Raw genomic sequence first — 25,919 nt, forward strand, 5'->3', positions numbered from 1 at the left:
CCTAGAAGAATCCCTGCGCCTGTCCGCTGTAACTGACCAGCAGGTTCTTGGTCTGCTGGTAGTGCTCGAGCAACACCTTGTGGGTCTCGCGGCCGATGCCGGAGTTCTTGTAGCCGCCGAACGCGGCGTGAGCGGGGTAGTGGTGGTAGCAGTTGGTCCACACCCGGCCGGCCTGGATGGCCCGTCCTGCCCGGTAAGCGGTCGAGCCGTCGCGGCTCCAGACGCCCGCGCCGAGCCCGTACAGGGTGTCGTTGGCGATGTCGACGGCCTCTGCGAAGTCCTCGAAGCGGGTGACCGCGACGACCGGGCCAAAGATCTCCTCCTGGAAGATCCGCATGTCGTTGGTGCCCGCGAAGACGGTCGGGGCGACGTAGTAGCCGCCGGACAGTTCACCGCCGAGGTCCACCCGCTCGCCGCCGGCCAGCACCTTGGCGCCTTCGGCCTGGCCGATGTCGATGTAGGAGAGGATCTTCTCCAACTGGTCGTTGCTGGCCTGGGCGCCGACCATGGTCTCGGTGTCCAGCGGGTTGCCCTGGCGCATCGCGCGGACCCGCTCCAGGCCGTCGCCGAGGAAGGAGTCGTAGATCGACGACTGGATCAGCGCCCGGCTCGGACAGGTGCACACCTCGCCCTGGTTGAGGGCGAACATGGCGAAGCCCTCAAGTGCCTTGTCGTAGAAGGCGTCGCGCCGGTCGGCGACGTCGGCGAAGAAGAGGTTGGGGCTCTTGCCGCCCAGCTCCAGGCTGACCGGGATCAGGTTGCCGCTGGCGTACTGCATGATCAGGCGGCCGGTGGTGGTCTCGCCGGTGAAGGAGATCTTCCGGATCCGCGAGCTGGAGGCCAGCGGCTTGCCCGCCTCGACGCCGAAGCCGTTCACCACGTTGATCACGCCCGGCGGCACCAGGTCGGCGATCAGCTCCATCAGCAGCATGATCGAGGCCGGGGTCTGCTCGGCGGGCTTGAGCACCACGGCGTTGCCCGCCGCCAGCGCCGGGGCCAGCTTCCACATCGCCATCAGCAGCGGGAAGTTCCACGGGATGATCTGGCCGACCACGCCCAGCGGTTCGTGGAAGTGGTACGCGACGGTGTCCTCGTCGAGCTGCGAGAGGCCGCCCTCTTGGGCGCGCAGCGCACCGGCGAAGTAGCGCAGGTGGTCGACGGCCAGTGGCAGGTCGGCGGCCAGGGTCTCGCGGACCGGCTTGCCGTTCTCCCAGCTCTCGGCGACCGCCAGCTCCTCCAGGTGCTGCTCCATCCGGTCGGCGATCCGCAGCAGCAGCCCGGCCCGCTCGGCCGGGGCGGTGCGGCCCCAGGCGGGTGCGGCGGCGTGCGCCGCGTCCAGGGCCGCCTCGATGTCCTCGGCGGTGCCCCGGGCGATCTCGGTGAACGGCTGCCCGGTCACCGGCGTGGGGTTCTCGAAGTACTGGCCGCGAACGGGCGGCGTCCAGGCGCCGCCGATCCAGTGCTCGTAGCGGGGGTGGTAACGGACGATGCTGCCGGGCCGGCCGGGGGGCTGGTACACGGTCATCTGATACCTCCGAGGAAACCCCCGGCTTCAGCCGGGGGTGGGGGCGCCCCCGCTGGCGGGGGAAGGATCGGGCCTCCTGCGCAGCAGGTCGGGAAGCGGCGTTTCGCCGTCAAGGCGGACCGCCGTCTCGCTACTGACAGTTAGTGGCATTGAACGGATGGTAGGCTTTGTGGTGCCCCGTGAGCGGCAACCGAGCCGGCCGGGCCTACCGCCGGGCTGGCTGGAAGTCAGGTCTGTGGAGCTGATGTAAGGCCGATGGGCGGTGCGCCGTCCCTCCGCCGGTAACTCCAGGTCGGCTGTCGGCCGTGAAGCAGAAGGCCCGACCCGCGAGGGTTGGAAGCCCCCTTGTTCGCGAGGGGGAGGAGGTCAACTGGTAGTGCTCCTCGCTTCGTCGGGTTGCCGTCCGGGGGGCGGCGGGACGGCGCACGGGCCCGGTTCGCGGGCGCGTGCGGACGGTCGGGAACGTGCTCGGAGAACGCTCGGTCGCCGGGGTGGGGTGTCCTCGCACTGCACCCTAGCCGCGCTCGGCTCGGTCCGCCATGGCGCGCACTTGATCAAAGAGGGGGCGTGCAGCGGGAGTTGCGCGCCCGATGCCGTCGTCGGAGCGGCAGGTGCGAGGGGTGTCCGCGACATGCGCCACGGGCCGGGGTGGGCCGGCCGCGCGGTGCCCCGTTGCTCCTGGCCCGATCGTCTCCGGGCGTGCCCCGCGCCGGCTCCGTCGATCGACGGAGCCGACACTCGCCCTCGTTGCCCGCCTCCGGCCGGGGGACCCATCCCCCAGCCTCCGGCCGGGGGGACCCCCGTTCGGCTCGGGGGCGCGCGGGGCACCCCGCTGCGGATCCGGGGCGTCCGGCTCAGTCGTGGTGGTAACGGAGGGTGCGGGACTCCCAGCGGAGGTAGCCCGCGATCCAGAACGCCATCCCGTCGGCGTAGCGCCGCGCGGCCCGCTGCTGCGCCTCGTCCAGCGCCATCCAGCGGCAGAGGTCGGCGAGCTCGTCCCGGAGGCCGCAGAACCGGTCGGCCATCCGCTGGGCCTCGTCCCAGACCACCGCGCAGGCCTCCTCGGCGGAGCAGCTGCGGTCCCGTTGGACGATCATCACCAGGTTGGCGACGTCGCCGCGCCTGGCCTCCTGTGCGTAGGAGCGCACATCGTTGGTGAACGACGGTATGTCGGCGGCTAGTTGGCGCATCTGCCGGAGCAGCGGGTGATGCATCACCTGCTGGGGCACCTCGAAGCGGCCGAGCCGCTCGATCATGTCGAAGATGCTCTCCATCGCGGCGGTCCCGCGTCTGAGGGTCAGATAGCTCTGCCGGTCCGGCGGCTGTCCGATGTTCCGGCTGGCGGCCTCGGCGGGATGGCAGGCGAAGTAGAACTCCCAGTTGTAGGCGGCGCGCGCCTTCCAGCGGTCCGACATGCCGCGACTGATGCGCCGCCACAGGTCGGCGAAGGCACGCTCGGCGGGCGAGGTGCCGGCCGGGTGGGCGCCGTACGCGATGGCGGTGAGGCGCTCGCAGACCAGGGCGACCTGGTCGGGGCGGCGACCGAGCGGGCCGTCGAACTGGTCGTCGAACAGGAAGTAGAACCCCATGAGGTCGGCGGCGAGCGCCAGGTCCTCGGCGGCGCTCTCGGGGTAGACCAGGGAGGCGAGTTCGGCGATGTCCCAGCCGGTGTAGGTCGGCTCGCTGACGACGGTGGCCAGCTCTCGGTGGCGTCGGAGCCAATCGAGGTGGCGGTCGGCGGCCTCGGTCTGGTGGGGGTTGCGGCGATGGGTGAACGGAAGCTCAAGAAAGGTGTCGTCGGACATCGGACTCCCGGTGCTGCTGGGGAACAGTGGTGCTGTGTGCTGCCGGACCTGTGCTGAACTCCTGCTTGCGGTGGTCGAATAGCGCTGATCAATTGCCATTGCCGGGCGGAACAGTAGTCGATCTGATCATCAGGTGTTAGAGATAACAGGGCATTTGCCCCCGATGAGGGCTCCAAACCCCGTAGGACCACCGCAGCCTGCGGGAACGGACCACACTCGGAGGTTTGCGGGGATAGTCTCGGCAGCGGACAGACCATCAGGTGACGCGGAGGGGCAGCGGTGGCCGAACAGCAGCACGGACCAGCGGGCGAGGCTGGGTCGGAAGGAGGTGTCCCGCCGATCGGTACCGCGGCGTCCGGTGTCGCGGAGCCGCAGACACTGCACGAACGCGAGGCCGAACTCCGTTCCGCCGAGCAGGCGTTGGACCGGCTCTGCCGCCGCTTCGCGGCCGGCGGCACCGAGATCGGCGAGCTGCTGGTCTTCTCCGCCCCGGCCGGCGGCGGCAAGACCAGCGTCCTGGACCAGGTCCGCCGTCTGGCCGGGCTGCGCGAGGGCTGCACCGTGCTCTCCGGCCGCGGCGGCGAGCGGCAGACCACGGAACCCTTCCACGTACTGCGGCAGTTGCTGCTCCCGGTGCTGGGCACGCTCGACAAGGACGAGCTGGCCGAGGTCTTCGGCGCCTGGTATGGCATCGTCGGCCCGGCCATCGGCCTGGTCCCGCCCTCCGACGAGGTCGAGCGGCTCGACCCGCAGGGCGTGCAGGACGGCCTGGACTACCTGCTCAGCCAACTCGCGCCGCGCCGTGCGCCGTTGGTGATGGTGGTGGACGACCTGCACTGGGCCGACCAGGAGTCGCTCGGCTGGCTGGCCTCCTTCGCGGCCCGCACCCGCCACCTGCCCGTCCTGCTGGTCTTCGCCTACCGCGACGAGTTCCAGGAGGAGGCCCAGGCCCTCCAGCAGCAGATCCAGGAGCAGGCCGCCCGCTGCCACGAACTACGCCCGCTCAACCCCGCGTCCGTCGCCCGGCTGGTCCGCGCTGTCCTCGGCGAGGAGGCCGAGGACGCGTTCTGCCGCCAGGTCTGGGCCGTCACCGCGGGCAACCCGTACGACACCACCGCGCTGCTGCGTGAGGTCCGCGACCAGTGCCTCGATCCGATCGAGGCCAACAGCCCGCAGCTGCGCGACCTGGCAGCCGCCGCCAAGGGCATGACGCTCCAGCACTGGCTGGCCAAGCTCGGCCCGAGCACCCTGCGGTTCGCCTGGGCCGCGGCCCTGCTCGGCACCGACATCAAGCAGAGCTTCGCGGCCAGCATCTCGGCCCAGGGCGCGGCCGAGGCCGACGAGTCAGTCCGCCAGCTGCGCAAGCACCGGATCCTCACCAGCACGCCCAACGGCCGGCTGGAGTTCGTCCACCCGCTGATCGCCACCTCGATCTACCAGTCCATGCCGGCCGGCACCCGCACCGGGATGCACGGGATGGCCGCCACCATCATCGAGAACAACGGCGGCTCCCTGCTGGAAGCCTCCCGCCACCTGCTGGAGACCCACCCCGAGGGCGACGACCGGATGGTCCGCAAGCTGCGCGCCGCCGCCGCCGAGCACCTGGCGATCGGTGCGCCCGAGGCCGCCCAGCGCTGTCTGGCCCGCGCCCTGGACGAGCCGCCGGACGACGACGACCGGGCCGAGGTGCTGTACGAGGCGGGCTGCGCCGCACTGCTCACCGACCCGAAGACCACCGTCAACCAGCTGAAGCTGGCGCTGTCGCTCAAGCCGGGGCTCCGTCCCGACTTCCGGGTGGACGCCACCTTCCGGCTCTCCGAGGTGCTCGCGCACGCGGGAGAGCTGGTCGAGGCCGCCGAGGTCTGCCGCCGCGAGGCCGAGAACACCGAGCCCGGGCCCGGCAGGCTGCGGCTCCAGGCCCTGCACTACATGTGGGTGGCGTGGCGGCGCGACGAGGAGGACGGTCCTGGCCGCTCCCGCAGGCTGAAGGAGCTGACCGCCACCCTGACCGGCAGCACCGTCCCCGAACGGGTGATCCGGGTGATGCGCGCCTGGGACCTCACCCTGCGCGGCAGGCCCGTGGCCGAGGCGATCGACCTGGCCGACAAGGCCCTGGAGAACGGCCGGCTGCCCAAGGAGATCGGCTGGACCAACACCACCTGGGGCTTCGAACTGCCCGCGCTGATCGGCCTGACCTACACCTACACCGACCAGCTCGCCCGCGCCGAGAAGCTGTTCTCCGATGCCGTGCTCGGCTTCGAGATGGCCGGCTGGAGCGGCGCGCACAAGGGCTTCGGGTACTTCCTGATGGGTCTCACCCGGTTCCGGCGCGGCTTCCTGATGGAGGCCGAGGACTATCTGCGCCAGGGCCTGCGGATCTCCGAGCGGGTCGCCCCGGACATCCCGCTGCAGTGGGACATCGTCGGCGTGCTGGCCGACACCCTGCTCGCCCGGGGCCGCGTCGACGAGGCCTGGGAGCTGGCCCAGAAGTACCGATTCGGACCGCCGTACCACCCCACCGCTATGGTGCTGCCCGACGCGCCCACCCTCTACGGCAAGCTGCTGCTGGCCATCGGCGAGCACGCCGCCGCGGCCGAGGTCTTCGAGGAGGTCGGTGAGCAGCTCACCAGGCGGGGCTGGCGCAACACGATCTGGGCGCCCTGGGTCGGACACCTCGCCCAGGCACTCTTCCCCACCGAGCCCGACCGGGCGCGCAAGCTGGCCGCCGAGGCCGTCGTGCTGGCCAGGGGCTTCGGCTCGGCGTCCGCGATCGGCACCGCGCTGCGGATGCAGGCCGAACTCTGGGACGGCCAGCGCGCCGTGGACCTGCTCGAACAGGCCGTCCGCTGGCTCTCGCAGTCCCCGGCCGGCTTCGAACTCGCCTGCGCCCTGGTGGACTTGGGCGCCTCGCTGCGCAGGGTCGGACAGCTCACCGACGCCGCCGAGTACCTGTACCAGGGCATGGAGCTGGCCCAGACCTGCGGCGCCGACGGCCTGGTCGACCGGGCCAGGACCGAACTGGCCACCTCGGTGCTGCGTCCCAACCGCCTGCGCACCCTGAGCAAGGAGGGCCTCAGCGAGCCCGAGTGGGACGTCGCCAGGTTGGCCGTCCGGGGCGTCCCGCCGCAGCGGATCGCCGAACGGCTGGACCTCCCGCTCAGCCTGGTGCACCGACGGCTGGCCGCCGTGCACCGCAAGGCAGGCAGCGGCCCGGAGGGTCTGGCGGCGGCGCTCGGGCTGACCGCGGGGCCGGAGCCGGACGGCGAGCCGGGATCGGCGGAGGGGCAACCGGAAAAGGAAGACTGATGAACCATCGGGTGCGGGAGGGTCGCAGCCGATCCGGGCACGGAGGCCGGGGCTAACCTGGCGAGCGTACAGATCCCCAAGCAGGGGCGGCCGTCGGGCGAAGGGTCGTCGGGAGGAGCGAGTCATGACGGGGTCGGCCGGGACGACCGAGGTCAGCCGGGCGCCGTTCGCCGCCAGCGGCGCCGGAGCCGCGATCGAGCGCTGGACGCTGCGCAGCGGCCCGATCACAGCCAGCGTGCTCACCCTGGGGGCGACCCTGCACACCCTCACCGCACCCGACCGGGCCGGCGCCGATGCGCAGCTCCTGCTCAGCACGGAGGACCTCGGCGCGCTCCTCGGTCCCGCGCGCACCTACGGCAGCGTCGTCGGGCGCTACGCCAACCGCATCGCCGACAGCCGGATCACCATCGACGGCGAGGAGCACCAACTCGCCTCCACCGGCGGCGGTGTCACCCTGCACGGCGGCCCCGACGGCTTCGCCCACCGGATCTGGACGGCCGAGGAGGTACCCGACGGAGTCCGGCTCCATCTGCACAGCGCCGACGGGGACCAGGGCTTCCCCGGCGCGCTGGAGGTCTGGGTCGGCTACACCCTCGACGGTGACACCCTCACCATCGACTACCGGGCCACCACCAACCGCCCCACCGTCGTCAACCTCACCAACCACGCCTACTTCAACCTCTCCGGCGAGGGCAACGGCGACATCCTCGGCCATCTGCTCACCCTGGAGGCCGACCAGTACACCCCGGTCGACGACCGGCTGGTTCCCTACGGCCCGTACGAGCCCGTCGCCGGAACGCCGTTCGACTTCACCTCGCCCCGGCCGATCGGCAAGGACATCCACGACGAGCACCCGCAGCTGCGGGCGGGCGGCTACGACCACAACTGGGTGCTCAGGCCCCGCCCCGCGGACGGCACGCCGGCCCGTGCGGCGTTTCTGGAGGACCCGGTCAGCGGCCGCACCCTGGAGGTGCTCACCACCGAACCGGGCATCCAGGTCTTCACCGCCAACACCTTCCACGGCGCGGTCACCGGTCCGAGCGGCGTCCCGTACGGTCCGTACGCGGGTGTCGCCCTGGAGGCCCAGCACCACCCGGACTCCCCGCACCAGCCCTCTTACCCGTCCACCGAGCTGCGGCCGGGGGAGGAGTTCCGCTCGACCACGGTGCTGCGCCTGGGCGTGAGCGGGTAGCCGGACCGCACAGGTGGGGCGTGGGACCGCGGCGCCGGGGCGGGCGGTTTCCCGGGGCTTCGCACGTCCGACCGTAGTATTGGGTGAATGGAGAGCTCGGACCCCGGTGTGCACAAGGCCCTAGCGGTGCCCGCGCGGCGGGCGCTGCTGGCGGCACTGACCGACGCGGCCGAGCCACTGGACAACCGGCAGCTGGCCGAACTGGTCGGGCAGCACATCACCACCGTCCGCCACCACCTGACCGCACTGGTGCAGGCGGGTCTGGTCGAGGTGCGTCAGGAGGAGCCGACGGGCGGCCGCGGCCGGCCCCGGCTGCTGTACGCGGCTGCTCCCGTACGCGAGCAGCTGGCCGCCTACCGGACGCTGGTGGACGTGCTGGCACTGGGCCTCGGCGACAGCAGGGGTGAGCGGGCGCAGCGGGCCGGGGAGGCCGGCCGACTGTGGGGCGCCACCGAGCAGGGGGCGGACGGCTCGCTCACCGAGCAGGTGATGGCGGCCGCCGACGGCTGGGGCTTCGAGCCGGAACTTCGCACGGACGGCGACGCGGGCGGCGGTGAGGTGCTGTTGCACGGCTGCCCGTTCCAGCACAACGCGGAGCGCAACCCCGAGGTGGTGTGCTCGGTGCACCAGGGCCTGCTGGACGCGATGGCGGAGCGTGCCGGACAGCCGGGCACGCTGCGGCTGCAGCCCTTCGTCGGCCCTCATGTCTGCAGCATCTCGATCGGCCGTCGCGGGAACTGAGCCGAGTCGGCGGCCTCCGCGGGGTCGCGGAGGCCGCAGCGCGGCGGGGCGGGGCGGCTGATCATGAGCGCGCCGGGCGGTCGGTCACGAACATGCCGGACGGGCAGCACCCCGTGCCAGCGGGGTGCTGCCCGTCGCGAGCCGGTTCAGTTGCCGGAGGCCAGCCAGAGGTCGGGGCCGAAGACCTCGTAGTGGACCGACTGGGCCGGGACGCCGCGCCGCAGCAGTTCGGCCCGGGTCGCGCGCATGAAGGGCAGCGGTCCGCACAGGTAGGCGCGCACACCCTCCGGCACGTCGATCTGCGCCAGGTCGACCAGGCCGGTCCGAGCCTGGGCGTCGTCCTCGGCCGGCTGCTGGTACCAGCGGTGCAGCTCGGCGCCGGGCAGGGCGGCGACGAGGGTGCGCAGCTGCTCGGCGTGGGCGTGGTCGGCGGGGGAGCGGTCGCCGTGCACCACGGTGACCGGGCGGGTGGAGCCGGTGGCCACCAGGTGGTCGAGCATGCCGATCATCGGGGTGCAGCCGATCCCTGCGGAGGCGAGCAGCAGCGGCTCGGTGCCCTCGGCCAGGGTGAGGTCGCCGAACGGGAGCGAGACGGTGAGCTGGTCGCCGGGCTGGACGTTGGCGTGCAGCCAGTTGGAGAGCTCGCCGTCCGGGGTGTCCCCGCCGTGCACCCGCTTCACGGTGATCCGCCAGTGGCTGCCGCCGGGGGCGGCGGACAGGCTGTACTGGCGGATCTGCCGTGCGCCGTCGGCCAGGTGGACGGCGACGCTGACGTACTGGCCGGGCCGGAAGTCGGGGGCGGGGCTGCCGTCGGCCGGGCGGAGGGTGAAGGAGACGGCGTCGCGGGACTCCTGGGTGCGGGCGACCACGGTGACCGGGCGCCAGGTCTCGCCCGGGGCCACGCCCGCCTCGGCGTACAACTTGGCTTCCAGGGCGATGAGTTCACCGGCCATCAGCCAGTAGACCTCGTCCCAGGCAGCGGCCACCTCGGGGGTGACGGCGGCGCCGAGCACCTCGACGATCGCGGCGAAGAGGTGCTTGTGCACGATCTTGTACTGGTCCTCGGTGATGCCCAGCGAGACGTGCTTGTGGGCGATCCGGGCCAGCATCGCGGCCGGACGCACCTCCGGCTGCTCGACCAGCATGGTCGCGTAGCCGGCGACGGCTCCGGCCAGCGCCTTGGGCTGCTCGCCGGCGGCCTGGTTGCCGCGGTTGAAGAGGTCGCGCTCCAGCTCGGGGTGGTCGGCGAACATCCGGCCGTAGAACAACGAGGTGATCTCGCCGATGGCGGCCCCGATGGCGGGGAGGGTGGCGCGGACGATCGCGGTCGATTCGGGGGAGAGCACGGGTTCCTCCAACACGGTCTGACGGATCTGGCTGCGTTCGGCAGTGCCATCAATATATAGGAGGATCATCCTTTTAAATGCAGGCGGATGCCGTTTGGGGTCTTGTGAAGCTGCACACGGGCCGGAAGATGCCCTGCAAATCGGACAATTGCTAAGAGAGCGGCCATGGGTCGACTACCTTGCGGCAACGCGGAGGACACGCGGGCGTAACGATCGCAAGATGTTGCAGAAACTTGCTGCAAGGACTTTCGTTGGCGATTGCGCGCCTGTTACGTTCCTGCCCAAGCCCGACGGCCGCAACGGCGCAGTCGGCACGGGACAGCCATTATGCGTGCTCCCCCCACCAACTCGGGCACCCCCACCTTCTAGGAGTTCTCATGCGGCGTGGCATCGCGGCCTCCGCCCTCATCGCGGCCCTCGCGGTCACGACTGCTGCGTGCGGCAGCAGCGGCGGTTCCGGTTCGGACGGCAAGGCCGACGGCCCGGTGACCATCACCTACTGGGACACCTCCAACGCCACCAACGAGGCACCGAACTACCAGGCGCTGGTCGACAAGTTCCAGACCGCGAACCCCGACATCAAGGTCAACTTCGTCAACGTGCCGTTCGACCAGGCGCAGAACAAGCTGCAGACCGCGATGGGCGCCAAGGGCGCGCCGGACGTCTTCCGCTCCGAGGTCGGCTGGACCGCCGCCTTCGCCAAGGCCGGCTTCCTGGCGCCGCTGGACGGCACCGCCGCCGCCAAGGACGTCTCCGCCTTCCAGCCCAGCCTGGTCAAGCAGGCCACCTACGAGGGCAAGCTGTACGGCGTGCCGCTGGTCACCGACACCCTCGGCCTGCTCTACAACAAGGAGATCTTCGCCAAGGCGGGCATCGACAAGGCCCCCACCACCTGGGACGAGCTGAAGGCCGACGCCGCCCAGATCAAGGACAAGGCCGGCGTGGACGGCCTGTTCATGCGGGCCGGTGACGGCTACTACGCGATGCCGTTCCTCTACGGCGAGGGCACCAACCTGGTGGACGCCGCCAACAAGAAGATCACCATCAACTCGCCCGAGGCCGTCAAGGCGATCGACACCTACAAGTCGATGTTCACCTCGCCCGGCACCGTCAAGGCCGACGTGACCACCGACTCGTACGCGCACATGATGGACGCGTTCAACAACGGCAAGGCCGCGATGATCATCCAGGGCCCCTGGGAGATCACCAACATCTACAAGGGCGCCGCCTTCACCGACAAGAAGAACCTCGGCATCGCCCCCGTCCCGGCCGGCTCCTCCGGCAAGGCCGGCGCCCCGACCGGCGGCCACAACGTCTCGGTCTACGCCGGCTCCGACAAGGCCCACCAGGAGGCCGCCGAGAAGCTGGCCGCCTTCCTGACTTCCGCCGAGAGCCAGACCTTCCTCGCGCAGAAGAACTCCACCCTGCCGACCCGCGCCGACGCCTACACCGCCGACGTCAAGGCCGACCCCGGCATCGCCGGCTTCCAGGCCGTCCTCCCGGTCGCCCAGCCGCGCCCCGAACTTCCCGAGTACAGCTCGATGTTCGCCCCGCTCGGCACCGACCTGACCAAGGTCGCCCAGGACCAGGCCAGCACCCAGGCCGGCCTGGACACCGCCGCCACCGACTTCGCCAAGCTGCTCCCCGGCTTCAGCAAGTAACGCCAGCAGCCGCCCGGCCCACCACCACCGGTGGTAGGCCGGGCGGCCACTGGGCTCTGCGACACCTGTCCGAGAAGGTGTCAAAGGTGACTCCGCCCTGGCTGAGCCGAGAGCTTCCCACTCACTGACCGGAGCCGGCTCATGGCGGTCAAGCCCTGACCGCTGCCTGACGACAGGCGGCCAGGATACGTATTCCAACCGGCTGAGGTCGGTGGTTCCCCGAAAAGAGGATTGATGGCAGTCGCCGTGCAGGGCGCTCCCAGCCAGCGCAGCCGCGAGCCGCGGCCCGGCCTGCTCCAGCGCCTGAAGCTCTCGTACAGCAAGCACTGGTACGCCTATGCGATGGTCGCACCGGTGATCATCGTGCTCGGCGTACTGGTCGGCTACCCGCTGGGGCGGGGCATCTACCTGACCCTCACCGACGCCAACAGCCTCAACGTGGGCCGGCAGATCGGCGTCAACCACATCCCGGACAGCTTCAACTTCGTCGGGCTGCACAACTACGCCGACGTGCTCTGGGGTCCCGGGTCCTACGACCGGTTCTGGTCGCACTTCATCTGGACGGTCCTGTGGACCGTCTTCTGCGTCGCCCTGCACTACACCCTGGGCCTCGGCCTCGCCATGCTGCTGAACCAGAAGCTGCGCGGCCGCCTCGCCTACCGGATGCTGCTGATCCTGCCCTGGGCCGTGCCCACCTTCGTCACGGTCTTCTCCTGGCGGCTGATGCTCTCCGACAGCGGAGTGGTCAACAGCTTCCTCGGCTTCCTGCACCTGCCACAGCCGTCCTGGCTCAGCGACCCGCTCGCCTCCAAGTTCGCCGTCGTCATCGTCAACACCTGGTGCGGCGTGCCGTTCATGATGGTCTCGCTGCTCGGCGGCCTGCAGTCGATCCCGGCCGAGCTCTACGAGGCGGCCGAGATGGACGGCGCCACCCCCTGGCAGCGCTTCCGCTACGTCACCCTGCCCGGGCTGCGCACCGTCAGCAGCACCGTCATCCTGCTCGGCGTGATCTGGACCTTCAACCAGTTCGCGATCATCTTCCTGCTGCTGGGCGACGGCTCGCCGGACACCCAGATCCTGGTCACCTGGGCCTACCGCCTCGGCTTCGGCCAACAGCCCCGCGCCTACGCCGAGTCGGCCACCTACGGGGTGCTGCTGCTCTCCATCCTGGTCGTCTTCACCAGCTTCTACCGCCGCTGGCAGGTCCGCAACGAGGAGAACGCGTGATGCCGCGGACCGGCGCAGTCACCCCACCGACCACGACGAGGCAGGCCAGCGAATGAGCGCCACCACCGAACTCCCCACCAGTGCCGCGCAGTCCGCGCCGGCCGCCGAGCCCCGCCGAAGGGCGCGCGGCGAGCGCGGTCCGCTCCGCACGGCACTGCTGCACGGGCTGCTCACCGTCGCTTCGCTGGTGGCGCTCTTCCCGGTGCTGTGGATCGCCTGGATCTCGCTCGGCCCGGACAAGACCGACTACCTGCACCCCGGCGACATCCTCGGCAAGATGAGCCTGGGCAACTACGGCTTCGTGCTGCAGCACACCGACTTCCTCGTCTGGTTCGGCAACTCGCTGCTGGTCGCGCTCGGCACCACGGTCTTCTCGGTGCTGGTCGCCGCCACCACCGGCTACGCGGTGTCCCGGATGCGCTTCCCCGGCCACCGCCAGTTGATGTGGACCCTGCTGCTCACCCAGATGTTCCCGATCGCCGTGGTGATCGTGCCTATGTACACCATCCTGTCCAGCCTCAACCTGCTGGACAACTACCTCGGCCTGATCCTCACCTACGCGGGCACCATCGTCCCGTACTGCGCCTGGCTGATGAAGGGCTACTTCGACACCATCCCGGTGGAGATCGACGAGGCCGGCCGGGTGGACGGGCTCACCCCGTTCGGGACGTTCTGGCGGCTGATCATGCCGCTGGCCCGTCCCGGCCTGGCCGTCGCCGCGTTCTACTCCTTCCTCACCGCCTGGGCCGAGGTGCCGTTCGCCTCGACCTTCATGCTCAGCTCCGACAAGTACACGCTGGCGGTGGGCCTGCAGACCTACATCAGCGAGCACGACGCGCAGTGGCACCTGATGGCCGCCACCTCGGTGCTGATCGCGCTGCCCGCCGCGCTGTTCTTCTACTTGGTCCAGAAGCACCTGGTCACCGGCCTGACCGCCGGTGCCGCGAAGTCCTGATCCGTACCTGGCCTGATCGCCACCCGGCCTGATCAGCAGCCGTTTCCTCTGATTCCTCAAAGGATGACTTGTCCGATGACCCAGAACCTGGCCGACACCTCCCGGCCCGCCGCAGCGCCGACCGCCGCGAACGCCGGTGAGAGTAGAGGCTGGTGGCGTGACGCGGTCATCTACCAGGTGTACCCGCGCAGCTTCGCCGACTCCAACGGCGACGGCATGGGCGACCTGCCCGGTATCCGCAGCCGCCTGCCGTACCTGCGTGACCTCGGCGTGGACGCGGTCTGGCTCTCGCCGTTCTACGCCTCCCCGCAGGCCGACGCCGGGTACGACGTGGCCGACTACCGCGCGGTGGACCCGATGTTCGGCACCCTGCTGGACGCCGACGCGCTGATCCGCGACGCCCACGAGCTGGGCCTGCGGATCATCGTCGACCTGGTGCCCAACCACTCCTCGGACCAGCACGAGTGGTTCCAGCGCGCGCTGCGCGAGGGCCCTGCCTCCCCGCTGCGCGACCGCTACCACTTCCGCCCCGGCAAGGGCGAGACGGGTGAACTCCCGCCCAACGACTGGGAGTCCATCTTCGGGGGCCCGGCCTGGACCCGGACGAAGAACCCCGACGGCACCCCGGGCGACTGGTACCTGCACCTGTTCGCCCCCGAGCAGCCCGACTTCAACTGGGAGAACCCGGCCGTCGCCGACGAGTTCCGCTCGATCCTGCGGTTCTGGCTGGACATGGGCGTCGACGGCTTCCGGATCGACGTGGCGCACGGCCTGGTCAAGGCCGACGGACTGCCGGACATAGGCTCGGGCGACCAGCTCAAGCTGCTCGGCAACGACGTGATGCCGTTCTTCGACCAGGACGGCGTGCACGAGATCTACCGCTCCTGGCGGAAGATCCTCGACGAGTACCCGGGCCAGCGGATCGGCGTCGCCGAGGCCTGGACCCCCACCGTCGAGCGCACCGCCAACTACGTCCGCTCCGACGAGCTGCACCAGGCCTTCAACTTCCAGTACCTGAGCACCTACTGGGATGCCACGGCACTGCGCGAGGTCGTCGACCTCTCGCTGGACTCGATGCGCCCGGTCGACGCCCCCACCACCTGGGTGCTCTCCAACCACGACGTCACCCGGCACGCCACCCGCTTCGGCAACCCGCCCGGCGGCACCCAGATCCGCACCCCCGGCGACCGCGAACTGGGCCTGCGCCGCGCCCGTGCCGCCGCCCTGCTGATGCTCGCCCTGCCCGGTTCCGCCTACCTGTACCAGGGCGAGGAGCTCGGCCTGCCGGACGTCACCGACCTGCCCGACGAGGTCCGCCAGGACCCGTCCTTCTTCCGCCAGGCCGGTCAGGACGGCTTCCGCGACGGCTGCCGGGTGCCGATCCCGTGGTCCGGCACCGAGGCCCCTTACGGCTTCGGGCCGGTGGCGGGCGGGCCGTCCTGGCTGCCGCAGCCCGCCGAGTGGGCCGAACTCAGCGTCGAGGCGCAGACCGGGGACCCGACCTCCACCCTGGAGCTCTACCGCTCCGCCCTCGCCGTCCGCAGGGCCCAGCCCGCGCTCGGCGCGGGCAGCGAGGTGACCTGGCTGGACAGCCCCGAGGGCACCCTGGCCTTCCGCCGGGACAGCGCCGAGGGCCCCTCCTCGCCGGAGGCGGGCGAGGAGGGCACCTCCTTCGTGTGCACCGTGAACACCACCGGCGAACCCGTCAGCGTCACCGCCCCCGGCAGGGTCCTGCTCAGCTCGGTCGGGAGCACCGAGGTCACCGGCGGTCAGGCCGTGCTGGAACCGGACAGCACCACGTGGTGGGCGGTCTGAGATGGTTGCAATAGGCTTCGGGACCGTGACTACGGCGCGACTCTCGGACATCGCGGCGCAGGCGGGGGTCAGTGAGGCCACCGTCAGCCGCGTCCTCAACGGCAAGGCGGGCGTCTCCGCCACCACACGGCAGAACGTGCTGGCGGCGCTCGACGTGCTCGGCTACGAGCGGCCGACCCGGCTGCGCCAACGCAGTGCGGGCCTGATCGGTCTGATCACCCCCGAGCTGAGCAACCCGATCTTCCCCGCGCTGGCCCAGGTGATCGAGCAGGTGCTCAGCCGCCACGGGTACACCCCGGTGCTGTGCACCCAGACGCCGGGCGGGTCCACCGAGGACGAACTGGTCGAGATGCTGGTCGACCGCGGCGTGGCCGGCATCGTCTTCGTCTCCGGGCTGCACGCCGACACCACCGCCGACCACGACCGCTACGCCAAGCTGACTGGTCGCCAGGTGCCGTTCGTGCTGATCAACGGCTACAGCGAGAAGATCTCCGCACCGTTCATCTCGCCGGACGACCGGGCCGCGATGTGGATGGCCGTGCAGCACCTGGTCGAGCTCGGCCACGAGCGGATCGGACTGGCGGTTGGCCAGCGCCGGTACGTCCCGGTGCTGCGGAAGATCGAGGGCTTCACCGCGGCCGTCCGGGAACTGCTCGGCAGGACCGAGGAGGAGGCCGAAGCCCTGGTCCACCACACGCTGTTCAGCGTCGAGGGTGGACACGCGGCCGCGGGCGCCCTGCTGGACCAGGGCTGCACCGCGATCGTCTGCGGCAGCGACATGATGGCGCTCGGCGCGATCCGCGCGGTCCGCCAGCGCGGTCTCTCGGTCCCGCAGGACATCTCGGTGGTCGGCTTCGACGACTCGCCACTGATAGCTTTCACCGAGCCGCCGCTGACCACCATCCGTCAGCCGGTCGAGGCGATGGCCACGGCCGCGGTGGACGCGCTTCTGGAGGAGGTCGGGGGGAACCCCGGACAGCGTGCCGAGTTCATGTTCCAGCCGGAGCTGGTGATGCGGGGCTCCACCGGGGCCCGGGCGCACTGAGGGGCTGGGAAGGCTGAAGACCCGGAGGTAGTGAGGCCCCGGGCGCGCGTCGGTCCGTCGGGTTCTGCCCGTCGGGCCGACGCGCTGCCGTTTCGGGGTTCGAGGGGCGCGCCGTCATGGAAGTGCGCGCTGCCACGGGGCCGGTGCCCGTTCTGGTGCGCAGTCACGGGCCGGTGCCCGTACTGGGGCCTGCACCGTCCCCTGGATGGAGTAATGCCGGGTCCGAGGGCCATCGACCGTCCGCTGGGCCCGTCTGCCGGACACCGGCGGGCAGGGGGCCTCGGCTCGCGCTGCGAGTGGGCCCGCCGGTCGCCAGCATCGAGATATGAGAGCTGGTCGGACGGGGGAGAACGCAGCGGCACCGGTCTGGCGCAGGCGGTTGCTGCTCGGCGGCGGACTGCTGGTCGCCGGGGCGGTCGTCTACTTCGCCTGGGCCGCGACGATCCCGCGCTGGTGGGCGCAGCGGGTGGGCAACATGGTCAACGGGCACCTGAGCGCGGGACTGCTGCTGGGGCTCGTCTTCGGGATCTGCTTCACCCTGCTGCCGTTGCTGGCGGCGTGGGCCGGCCTGCACCGGCGGCGGCCCTGGAAGGTGACGCTGGCCTGGTTGGTGCTCGCCCTGCTGCTGGCGATGCCGAACCTCTGGACGCTCGGCATCGCGGCGGGCAGCGGCAGCGCAGCACACGCCGGAGAGCGGGTGATGGACGTCCGGGCGCCCTGGTTCCGCGGCTCGACCCTGATCGGCGCGATCATCGCGGGGGTGATCTTCGTGGGACTGATGGTCTTCACCCGTGCACGCTGGCCCGGCCGTGGCAGGAAGCCCGGCAAGGGCAGGGGCAACGGCAAGGACCACGGCGAGGGTGCGGCAGACGAACCGGGCAGCGCCGGGTGACCGCCTCTCAGCCCTCCTCGGCGGCGGGCCGCCGCCCCTGGCCGACCCGGTGCGCGTCGGCGGCGTCGCCGGTACGCGCCTCGGTACGGCGGCCGGTGGACAGGTAGTCGCGGACGGTCAACTCAACCGCGTCCTGCGGACTCCTGGTGCCGGACAGCAGCATCGCCTCGATCGCCAGATCGCTGTCGAGACTGACGGTGACCTTCGTCATGGCGTTCCCCTTCCCGTGGCTGCAGGCGCAACCGACGTTAGAGGGTGGGGAACCGAGCCACCAGCCCGCGCGGCACACGGGTTTTCCGAGCATCTGATGCGGTGCCCGCCCGCGGCGGGGGAACCACGAGCGGGCGGGGGACCACGAGTGGGCGGGAACCGTGTGACCGAGCCGCCCCGTGCACACGGGATCCCGTGAGGCCGCTGTCCCCGGCGCCGACCAGAGCACCGGGGACAGCGGCCTCACGCGGAGAGCCGGGACCGTCAGACGCGGCCGGCGAAGTCCGGGGCGTAGTTGGCGATGGTCTCGATCTTCACGCCCGCCTTCGGGTTGGCAGCCTCGACGTACTTGCCGGCACCGATGTAGATGGCGACGTGGTAGACACCCGAGTTGCTGCCGTTGTTGGACCAGAACAGCAGGTCGCCCGGCTGCAGGTTGTCCAGCGACACCTTGGTGGTGACGTCGGCCTGGTCGGCGGCGACGCGCGGCAGCGAGATGCCGGCCTGGCGGTAGGCGGCCTGGGTCAGACCGGAGCAGTCCCAGCCGCCGTCGCTGCTGCCGCCGTAGACGTAGGCCTGGCCGACCTTGGAGAGCGCGAAGTTGACCGCGGCGGCCTTGCTGCCGGTCGCGGCCGGAGCCGGGGTGGCGGGCTTGGCCGGAGCCGGCGCCGGAGCCGGGGTGCTGGAGCTGCTCGGCTTGGCAGCCGGCTTCTGGGTGTCCTGCTTCGGCGCGGCGGCCGAGGTGCTGCCGAGCGCCAGCTGCTGGCCGGGGAAGATCATGTCCGGACCCTGGGTCAGCACCGACTTGTTGAGGTCGTACAGCTTCTGCCAGCCGCCGTCGACGTTGTTCTTGGTGGCGATGGACGACAGCCAGTCGCCCGCCACCACGGTGTACTTGGCGCCGTTCGCGGCCTGCGGGGCGGCGGTCGGGGCGCTCTTCGGCGTGGCGGCCGGAGCCGGGGTGGCCGGGGCGGTGGCCGGCGCCGGGGTGGCGGCAGGCGCGGAGGTGTCGACCTGGGCAGGAGCGCTGTCCTTGGTCAGACCGGCCTTGACCGAGCAGACCGGCCAGGCGCCGGGGCCCTGCGAGGCGAGGACCTTTTCGGCGACGGCGATCTGCTGCGCCTTGGTCGCCAGGTTGGCCTGCGGGGCGTACTGGGTGCCACCGAAGGCGGCCCAGGTGGAGGCGGTGAACTGCAGGCCACCGTAGAAGCCGTTGCCGGTGTTGATGCTCCAGTTGCCGCCACTCTCGCACTGGGCGACCTTGTCCCAGGTGGAGACGGAAGCGGCGGAGGCACCGGAGGCGGCGAGGGCGGGGATCGACAGGCCGAGACCGACCACACCCGTGGCGGCGATCAGACGGCGGGCACGCTTGTTGGCGTTGATGGGCAGCATGAAGGTGCGTTCCTCTCCCACGCCTGCGAGGTGAGCTGTCGGATTCGGGCTGGAGTTGCCCGGCCGTGCTGCGCACGGCTTCACCCCTAGCCCGGAACCGGCCGAATACTGGCCGGCTCTCGGGCGACTTACCTGGTTCCCCCGCCCCTGCCGTCGGTGCGTTCTGCGGTGCCAGCTGCTCCGGCGGCAGGACTCGGCGTTCCGGAAGAGCTGGGTCCGTGTGTCAACGAACGGAGAGCACGTTAAGCAGACTTAAGTTGAATCCGCAAACACCTGTGAGTTCCCTCACAGGCTATTCGCGGATTATTCAAGATCGAATGCGCACCGGCATTTCCAGGAAATCCGATGGGACTCTTTCAGGTGTGCGGCCGGAGTGGGTATCTGCTCCCCTTTCAGGTGATGCCGTGGCATTCCCGGGGGTTCGGGCGACCGGTTGTGAAGGTTCTGAAAAGCCCCCGAGGGGGAGTGGGGTCCGGGTCAATGGGGCCCACGGAGGGGTCGGTGGCAAATGTCCGAGTTGTGAGCCAATGGGGCAAATGTCATGCAAGGTTCGCCAATTGGCCACCCGGCTCCGGCCCTACGGCCCCGGGAGCCCGCGCCCCGCTCGATCTGGGCCGAGCGGGGCGCGGACCCGCGGGGGCCCCGGAAACGCCGAGAGGCCCCTCGCGGGGGCCTCTCGTACGGTCTTGTCGGGTGCTCAGTCGGCGGGCTGCTCCGCGACGGGGGCCGGGGCCTCACCCGGGCCCGGGATGTTGAGCGCGGCCAGGTAGGTGGACGCGATCAGCTGACCGACGGTCGGGTAGGCGCCGAGCGGGGCTGCGCTCGGGCAGCCGGTCTCCTCGGCTGCCGCGGCCAGCAGCTCGGGGTCGGCCTCGGGGCCGATCACCAGCGGGGCCAGTGCGGGACGCTGGGAGCCGGTGGCCTTCAGGTGCTCGACCGCGGCGGCGACCGAACCCGGCGCGTCCAGGGCGGCGGCCACCACGGGTACCGCGAGCCGGGCGGCCAGCAGTACGCCGGTGATCCCGGCTGCCGCGGCGGACTCCTCGCCGCCGACGGTGGTCAGGACCACGCCGTCCGCCGCAGTGGTGATGGCGAACAGGCGCGCCCGGTCGGCGCGGGCCAGGCCGGCCTCGGAGAGCCGTACGTGCACCGCCTCGGCCAGCAGTGGGTGCGGGCCGAGCACATCGGTGACGGTCGCCCCGGTCTCCCCGGCCAGCTTGTGCAGGGAGGTCAGGAAGCCGTGCGGACCGGCCAGTAGCGGAATCACGACCGGCGCGGGCATGCCCGCCTCGGCGGCCTGGGCGAGTACCTCGGCCACGGTCGGGGCGGCCTGGCCGTCGCCGGTCGCGAGGTCCTCCGTCGTGTCGGCGTCGGCCTGTTCGCCGGTCAGGTAGCCGGCCGCGGTCTCGATGCCGGGCTGCTCGCCGCGCACGATGGAGAGCAGTTCCTCGACTATCGGGCTCGCCTCGGGCCCGGCCGAGGCGGGGACGGCAAGCACCAGTGCCGGGGAACCGGCCGGGATCTCGGGGCGCTCGGGACGGCGGTGGCGCCCCCGCGCACGGGAGCCTGGAGTGCGGACGGGCAGTGGCGCGCCCGGGATGGCTGCGGTGCTCATGGCGGAGATCGTAAGACATTCGGCAGGCAGGACTGCATCCGGATCCCCAGAGTGGGCACCGAGCCCGCGCGAAATCGGGACAATTGCCATCAAATTACCCAATCCTTGCTGACGACCTGTCGCTTCGCGCAACCGAAAAGCAGTCAGCTGCCGTCCTGGGTGACGTGCCTCACAGGTGATCCCGGGGTGCGGTGTGGGTGTTCGGCGCCGGGCGCACGAAGATCAACACGATGGCGCGAGCCCAGTACGGGCAGTCATCGGGCGAACTGTGATTCGCTGGGCTATGTCCACTTACGTTCCGTCAAAGCCGGATCAAGTGGAGTGGTTGGCACACATTCCGACACGCTTGACTGCACGGGCAATGTCCCGTGCTGATGCACGTGCACTGGAGCTATCATCGCGTCAAGTAGGGCGTAAGCCCGGCAGGTCGGGAGAATTCGGTGCAGGAGATGCAGGAAACGTACAACGGCATGGCGGCTGCGGACCTCGAAGGCGTGGTGTGGCAGAAGAGCCGGCACAGCAATTCGCAGGGTAACTGCGTCGAGTTCGCCGCTCTGCCGGGCGGTGAGGTGGCGATGCGCAACTCGCGCTTCCCCGAGGGGCCGGCGCTGATATACACCCGGGCCGAGATCGCCGCGATGGTGCTCGGCGTGAAGGACGGGGAGTTCGACCATCTGACGGCCTGAACCGCCGTCAGCCCTCTGCCGCTTACAGGCCGTCGTGGGACCGTCAGCCACGACGGCCTTCATCGTCTTCGCGGGCATTCGGGGGCCGTCCGGGCCGTCGCGGCCCGCAGCGATGCTCGGAGGAGCGCGGAGTGGAGGACGAGCGTCGAGTGGTTCGGGGCCGCCCGCGGGCTCGCACCGGTCCACCGCCGCTGCCGGTTCATGGTTGCCGCTGGGCCGCGGTTGCCGCCAGGAGACCTGCGGGATCGGCGAGAGAGCGGCTCGGGGCCGGTGGATGTGGCCGTCCGCCCGGATGTGCGGCGGGTCCCGAGATCGGGTGGTGAACCCGGAGGATGTGACCGGCGGCTGAGGGGTGGCCGGGTCGCTCGGATGCGATGGGCGGCGGCGGAGCGGCGGCCCACCCCGGGATGCTCGGCCCGACCGGCCGGGCCGGGCGGTTCAGGCGGAGCGGCGGTGCCGACCGGAGGGTGCCAGTGCCAGCTCGGGCTGAGCCTTGGCCTCGAACAGGGCCCAGACCACCTTGCCCGCACCGGCCAGCGGGTGCCAACCCCAGGAGCGACTGAAGGAGTCGACCAGGTGCAGCCCCCGGCCGGACTCGGCGACGAAGTCGGGCTCGCGGGCGATCGGCCCGGCGCAGCTCGGGTCGCTCACCGCGCAGACCACCTGGGGTGCGCGGTGCACCAGGCTTATTCGGATCGGCAGCGACTCGTCGGCGGCCTGTGGCGCACCAGTCGGCGGCAGGCCGGGGGTGATGGCGGACCACTCGTCCCGGCGGGCGCCGAGGGCGTGCCGAAGGGCGTTGGTCACCAACTCCGAGGCGACCAGGGAGACATCGTCGAACAGCTCACCGAGGCCCCAGCCGGTCAAGGTCGATCTGGCGAACTCGCGAGCGGTCCTGACGGCTTCGAAGCGTGGTGCGAGCGTACAGGTGACCACGTGGGGGTCGGCCAGGACAGCCGTACCGGTGCCCATGAAGAGCTCCTCCCATAAGGGGGCGGACACGGCTGGACCCAGGGGGGTCATGCCGGTCACCTCCGACTCGCTCGGCCGCGCGCCAGCCTCCTCGACGGCCCACACGCGCGCACGCGCGGCCGACCGTGCTGGTACGCGGCCGAGTGGGTGTGCGGAGTCGCGCGAGGGGTCGGACGTGGAGCCCGCGGGATTGCCAGGGATGTGCAGGTGCACGTGCACCATGGTCCTCTGCGCTCACTGCAGATGCAAGAGTCGATTCACGTGCAGTCGCACTATTGGCATATGCAAGCGCCGGATGCACGTGCATGATGGTCTATCCGGTGATAGATCTGATAGATCGTTCTGCCAGTACCGGCACCCAGAGCGCTCAACTGATGGCAGACTGTGCCCTGTTTGCCCTAGGCGGAGGTTTCGACGGCATGACCACAGTCCAGCCCAACGGTGGTTCGATGGTGCGCCGCATCCTCCTGGGCTCCCAACTGCGCAGGCTGCGCGAGGGGCACGGGATCACCCGCGAGGATGCCGGCTACCAGATCCGCGCTTCCGAGTCGAAGATCAGTCGCATGGAGCTCGGCCGGGTCAGCTTCAAGGAACGCGACGTGGCCGATCTGCTCACCCTCTACGGTGTGCACGACGGAGCCGAGCGGGAGGCGTTGCTCGGCCTGGTCCGCGAGGCCAACAAGCCGGGCTGGTGGCACAGTTACAACGATGTGCTGCCCGGCTGGTTCCAGACGTACGTCGGCCTGGAGGAGGCCGCCGCACTGATCCGCACGTACGAGGTGCAGTTCATCCCCGGTCTGCTCCAGTCCGAGGAGTACGCGCGTGCCGTCTTCGGGCAGACCCGGCCCGTACTCAGCGATGAGGAGCTCGAACGCCGGCTCAGCCTGCGGATGCGCCGCCAGAAGCTGCTCACCGAAGGCCAGAGCCCCCGGCTGTGGGCGGTCATCGACGAGGCCGCGCTGCGGCGCCCGGTCGGCGGGCACGGTGTGATGCGCCGCCAGGTCCAGTACCTGATCGACGTGGCCGAGACGTCCAACGTGGTGATCCAGGTGATGCCGTTCCGATTCGGGGCGCACGCCGGCGAGAGCGGCGCGTTCAGCATCCTGCGCTTCCCTGAACAGGACCTGGCCGACGTGGTCTACCTGGAACAGCTCACCAGCGCGCTCTACCTCGACAAGCGCGACGACGTCGACTCCTACGTCCAGGTCATGGAACGGCTCTGCGTCGACAGCCTGACCCCCGACCAGACCATCGATCTCTTCAAGTCGATCCTCGCCGAGAGCTGAACCGGGCCCGTAACGGCTCCCGGGCGCAGGTGCCCGGCGAACGGGGACGGATAGGACTTCGACCGCTCTGCAGCGGGTCCCTCGCGCGGCCGGGTGCGGCCCGTCGCCCCGGTCGCCGAGCGGATGCTCAGACGCGGACGGACAGCTGGGGCGGGAGCGGGGCCTGCGGCTGTGGCGGGACGCCGAGTTCCCAGGCGAGCCCGTAGCGCGCGAAGAGGTCGGCCCGGATCGGGGCCAACGGCAGTGCTGCACCCGGCAGCAGCACGCCGATGCAGCCGCCCATCAGCGCACTGCGCAGCACCGCGTGCTCCGCGACCGGATCCACCGCGCCCCAGTCCTGCAGTAACTCCCGCAGGATCGCCCCGAGTCGCTGCTGCTCCGGATCCTGGACGAAGGTGCCGGCGTCCGGATCGAGGATCAGCGCGAGATGCGAGCGCATCACCCGCGGGTGGTCCAGCGCCAGGCCGAGCACGGCGTCGATGGCACGCGCCAGCCGGGCCTCGGGGCCTGCGCCGGCAGGTAGTTCGGCCAGTGTCGCGGCGATCTCCAGGTGCATCAGCCGGTGGGTGGCGGCCTGCATCAACAGCCGTTTGCCGTCGAAGTAGTACGACAGCAGCCCCCGGGCGAGCCCGGCCCGTGCGGCGATGTCGCTGAGCGTCGTCCCGGCGTATCCGTTCTCGTCCACCAGCTCGATGGTCGCCCGCATGATGCGCCGGCGGGAGCGCACACGCATCTCCTCGTTGACCGATTCCCCGCGAGGTGCCATCGTGTCTGCTCCGTACGTTGACTGGCTCTCGGCCAATATACTGGCGGGGCCAGGTCCGCTGTGCCCGAACCCGGGGAGATCCGTGTCCGGACCGTCCCCGCTGCTTCCCAGCGGGCGGACCCGTACGGCGAGCCGACTCCACCAACACGGGGGTTTGGTGGAGTCGGCTCTCAACCGCACCGCACTCGCTCGATGTTGGAGCGCTTCCTGTTCGTGCGCGATCGTTGATGAGCGGTCCTGAGCGTCATTACGCGGACACCGGGTGTTCCTGATCCCACCTGCCGGGGCATCGCCGTCCGTGGGGCGGCGCGGGGGCGGTCGGGACGGGGCGTCAGAACAGGGTGGCCAGTCCCGGTGCGACGGCCAGCAGGACGACGGCGGCCGGGGCCGTGAGGGCGGTGATGGTCAGCCGCAGGCGGTGGTGGACGGGCAGGCGCGGTTCGCCGGCCAGTAGACGGTCCACCCGGCGCGGTGACTGGGCCAGTTGCTGCGGCAGGCAGGACCCGAACACCCCGCGGCCGGAATTGAGTTCGACCAGGGCGAGGGCCGTGGTCACCCGGCCGTGACGGCGGGCCGCACGGTCGTCCGCGGCCAGTTCGACCAGCTCCCCGACCTGGTCGCGGAAGGCGGTGAAGACCCCCACCCCGGGGAAGCCGGTGGCCAGTGCCTCGGCGCACTGGGCCAGCCAGTGGTGCCTGGCCCTGACGTGGCCGCGCTCGTGGCTCAGCACGGCGGCCAGCTCGTGGTCGCTCAGCTGCCGGAGGGCGCCCGTGGTCACCACCAGCTGGGCACCGGGGCCCGGCAGGGACCACGCCTCGGGGCGCGCGTTCTCCAGTACCACCAGCCGCTCGCGGCCGCTCCTGGCCCGGTCAGCGGTCAGTTCGGCGGGCAACTCGGGTGCCCGGTGGCGGAGTTCGGCATGCCGGTGGTCGCGCAGCGCACGGGCGGCACGTACCTCTCGGGTGAAGGAGACCGCCGTCCACACCCCGCCGAGCGCCAGCAGCCCGGCGCACAGCCGTCCCCAGCCCTCCGATCCCGACAGGCCGTACGCCGCCTCGACCTCCCCCGGTGCCCCCGTGAAGAGCAGTGCGCGCAGTTCCGGCAGCGCGGCCGATGCGGCCAGCAGCAGGCCGAGCACACAGCACAGCAGGACGGCGACCACCAGGCACTGCCAGGCCCACAGGGCGAGCACGGGTTCTCGCTCGGCCCAGCGCGCCCGGGCCAGCCGCCCAGGAGCGACGGTGGCCAGCAGTGTTCCGAGCAGCAGCAGGCTGAGCAGGGCCGTCATGTCGAGATGCTCCCCCAAGGACGCGCGGGAGCGCGGCATCGCGCTGCTCCCAACCTATGCGCTGCCGAGTCCTCGGGGAACGTCCTTGGCACGCAGGTGACCAACACCACTGGGCTGCCGGCGCTGAACGCCTGTCAGCGGCGGCGGGTGGACTCCTCGGGGCAGGTGGGGCTTGCCGGCGGCTGGGGCGGGGT

General features: G+C 71.0%; 20 protein-coding genes and 1 riboswitch. Of the genes, 11 read left to right on the plus strand and 9 right to left on the minus strand.

The features are described from left to right. Position 1 precedes the first annotated feature (1 nt). Together exaC and ACZ5ON_RS16840 are read right to left on the minus strand one after the other, a co-directional pair. Positions 2 to 1,525, minus strand: coding sequence for an acetaldehyde dehydrogenase ExaC (exaC, locus tag ACZ5ON_RS16835; protein WP_465592262.1), 1,524 nt, complete (start codon positions 1,523 to 1,525; stop codon positions 2 to 4). 854 nt (positions 1,526 to 2,379) lie between these two features. Beyond that, on the minus strand, positions 2,380 to 3,330 hold the full coding sequence (locus tag ACZ5ON_RS16840) for a terpene synthase family protein (protein ID WP_465592265.1): 951 nt from the start codon (positions 3,328 to 3,330) through the stop codon (positions 2,380 to 2,382). Between the two features lie 279 nt (positions 3,331 to 3,609). On the opposite strand from ACZ5ON_RS16840, the gene ACZ5ON_RS16845 reads away from it, so the two are divergent. The 3 genes from ACZ5ON_RS16845 to ACZ5ON_RS16855 all read left to right on the plus strand — a co-directional run bounded on the left by ACZ5ON_RS16845 (position 3,610) and on the right by ACZ5ON_RS16855 (position 8,569). After that, on the plus strand, positions 3,610 to 6,636 hold the full coding sequence (locus ACZ5ON_RS16845) for an ATP-binding protein (RefSeq protein WP_465592268.1): 3,027 nt from the start codon (positions 3,610 to 3,612) through the stop codon (positions 6,634 to 6,636). 124 nt (positions 6,637 to 6,760) lie between these two features. Beyond that, a complete protein-coding gene (locus ACZ5ON_RS16850) occupies positions 6,761 to 7,828 on the plus strand; it encodes an aldose epimerase family protein (RefSeq protein ID WP_465592271.1) in 1,068 nt (355 codons plus the stop codon). 87 nt (positions 7,829 to 7,915) lie between these two features. Continuing rightward, positions 7,916 to 8,569 (plus strand): helix-turn-helix transcriptional regulator, encoded by a 654-nt coding sequence (locus tag ACZ5ON_RS16855; RefSeq protein ID WP_465592274.1) that lies wholly within the window; start codon positions 7,916 to 7,918, stop codon positions 8,567 to 8,569. A gap of 146 nt (positions 8,570 to 8,715) precedes the next feature. Here ACZ5ON_RS16855 and ACZ5ON_RS16860 read toward each other — a convergent pair whose 3' ends face one another. Then, positions 8,716 to 9,915 (minus strand): globin domain-containing protein, encoded by a 1,200-nt coding sequence (locus tag ACZ5ON_RS16860; protein WP_465592361.1) that lies wholly within the window; start codon positions 9,913 to 9,915, stop codon positions 8,716 to 8,718. A gap of 377 nt (positions 9,916 to 10,292) precedes the next feature. Here ACZ5ON_RS16860 and ACZ5ON_RS16865 point away from each other — a divergent pair, with 377 nt between their 5' ends. The 6 genes from ACZ5ON_RS16865 (at position 10,293) to ACZ5ON_RS16890 (ending at position 17,510) form a co-directional block, all read left to right on the plus strand. After that, positions 10,293 to 11,576 (plus strand): extracellular solute-binding protein, encoded by a 1,284-nt coding sequence (locus tag ACZ5ON_RS16865; RefSeq protein WP_465592277.1) that lies wholly within the window; start codon positions 10,293 to 10,295, stop codon positions 11,574 to 11,576. Positions 11,577 to 11,810: 234 nt separating this feature from the next. Next, a complete protein-coding gene (locus ACZ5ON_RS16870) occupies positions 11,811 to 12,803 on the plus strand; it encodes a carbohydrate ABC transporter permease (RefSeq protein ID WP_465592280.1) in 993 nt (330 codons plus the stop codon). 52 nt (positions 12,804 to 12,855) lie between these two features. Further along, positions 12,856 to 13,758, plus strand: a complete 903-nt coding sequence (locus ACZ5ON_RS16875; protein ID WP_465592283.1) for a sugar ABC transporter permease — start codon at positions 12,856 to 12,858, stop codon at positions 13,756 to 13,758. 75 nt (positions 13,759 to 13,833) lie between these two features. Continuing rightward, positions 13,834 to 15,573, plus strand: coding sequence for a glycoside hydrolase family 13 protein (locus ACZ5ON_RS16880; protein ID WP_465592286.1), 1,740 nt, complete (start codon positions 13,834 to 13,836; stop codon positions 15,571 to 15,573). Between the two features lies 1 nt (position 15,574). Next, positions 15,575 to 16,618, plus strand: a complete 1,044-nt coding sequence (locus ACZ5ON_RS16885) for a LacI family DNA-binding transcriptional regulator (RefSeq protein WP_465592289.1) — start codon at positions 15,575 to 15,577, stop codon at positions 16,616 to 16,618. Between the two features lie 325 nt (positions 16,619 to 16,943). Continuing rightward, the gene (locus ACZ5ON_RS16890; RefSeq protein ID WP_465592292.1) at positions 16,944 to 17,510 is read left to right on the plus strand and encodes a hypothetical protein; all 567 of its coding nucleotides are present in this window, start codon (positions 16,944 to 16,946) and stop codon (positions 17,508 to 17,510) included. Between the two features lie 7 nt (positions 17,511 to 17,517). Here ACZ5ON_RS16890 and ACZ5ON_RS16895 read toward each other — a convergent pair whose 3' ends face one another. From ACZ5ON_RS16895 to ACZ5ON_RS16905, 3 genes are all read right to left on the minus strand, one after another. Next, on the minus strand, positions 17,518 to 17,721 hold the full coding sequence (locus ACZ5ON_RS16895) for a hypothetical protein (RefSeq protein WP_465592295.1): 204 nt from the start codon (positions 17,719 to 17,721) through the stop codon (positions 17,518 to 17,520). Positions 17,722 to 17,984: 263 nt separating this feature from the next. Beyond that, complete coding sequence (locus ACZ5ON_RS16900; protein WP_465592298.1) at positions 17,985 to 19,133, minus strand: transglycosylase family protein; 1,149 nt, start codon at positions 19,131 to 19,133, stop codon at positions 17,985 to 17,987. Then, positions 19,118 to 19,290, minus strand: a riboswitch (cyclic di-AMP (ydaO/yuaA leader). (Overlaps the previous gene by 16 nt.) A 519-nt stretch (positions 19,291 to 19,809) precedes the next feature. Then, positions 19,810 to 20,727 (minus strand): sirohydrochlorin chelatase, encoded by a 918-nt coding sequence (locus tag ACZ5ON_RS16905; RefSeq protein WP_465592301.1) that lies wholly within the window; start codon positions 20,725 to 20,727, stop codon positions 19,810 to 19,812. Between the two features lie 449 nt (positions 20,728 to 21,176). Between ACZ5ON_RS16905 and ACZ5ON_RS16910 the strand changes: the two genes are divergently transcribed. Further along, positions 21,177 to 21,413, plus strand: a complete 237-nt coding sequence (locus ACZ5ON_RS16910) for a DUF397 domain-containing protein (protein WP_465592364.1) — start codon at positions 21,177 to 21,179, stop codon at positions 21,411 to 21,413. 438 nt (positions 21,414 to 21,851) lie between these two features. On the opposite strand, the gene ACZ5ON_RS16915 is transcribed toward ACZ5ON_RS16910, so the two are convergent. Then, positions 21,852 to 22,385, minus strand: a complete 534-nt coding sequence (locus ACZ5ON_RS16915) for an ATP-binding protein (protein WP_465592304.1) — start codon at positions 22,383 to 22,385, stop codon at positions 21,852 to 21,854. A gap of 419 nt (positions 22,386 to 22,804) precedes the next feature. Here ACZ5ON_RS16915 and ACZ5ON_RS16920 point away from each other — a divergent pair, with 419 nt between their 5' ends. Beyond that, a complete protein-coding gene (locus ACZ5ON_RS16920) occupies positions 22,805 to 23,671 on the plus strand; it encodes a helix-turn-helix domain-containing protein (protein ID WP_465592307.1) in 867 nt (288 codons plus the stop codon). Between the two features lie 127 nt (positions 23,672 to 23,798). Here ACZ5ON_RS16920 and ACZ5ON_RS16925 read toward each other — a convergent pair whose 3' ends face one another. After that, the gene (locus ACZ5ON_RS16925; RefSeq protein WP_465592310.1) at positions 23,799 to 24,404 is read right to left on the minus strand and encodes a TetR/AcrR family transcriptional regulator; all 606 of its coding nucleotides are present in this window, start codon (positions 24,402 to 24,404) and stop codon (positions 23,799 to 23,801) included. 364 nt (positions 24,405 to 24,768) lie between these two features. Then, positions 24,769 to 25,725 carry a M56 family metallopeptidase gene (locus tag ACZ5ON_RS16930; RefSeq protein ID WP_465592314.1) on the minus strand — a complete coding sequence of 319 codons (957 nt, stop codon included), beginning with the start codon at positions 25,723 to 25,725 and terminating at the stop codon, positions 24,769 to 24,771. Between the last annotated feature and the right edge of the window lie 194 nt (positions 25,726 to 25,919).

The sequence above is a fragment of the Kitasatospora sp. NPDC032150 genome (assembly GCF_055579945.1).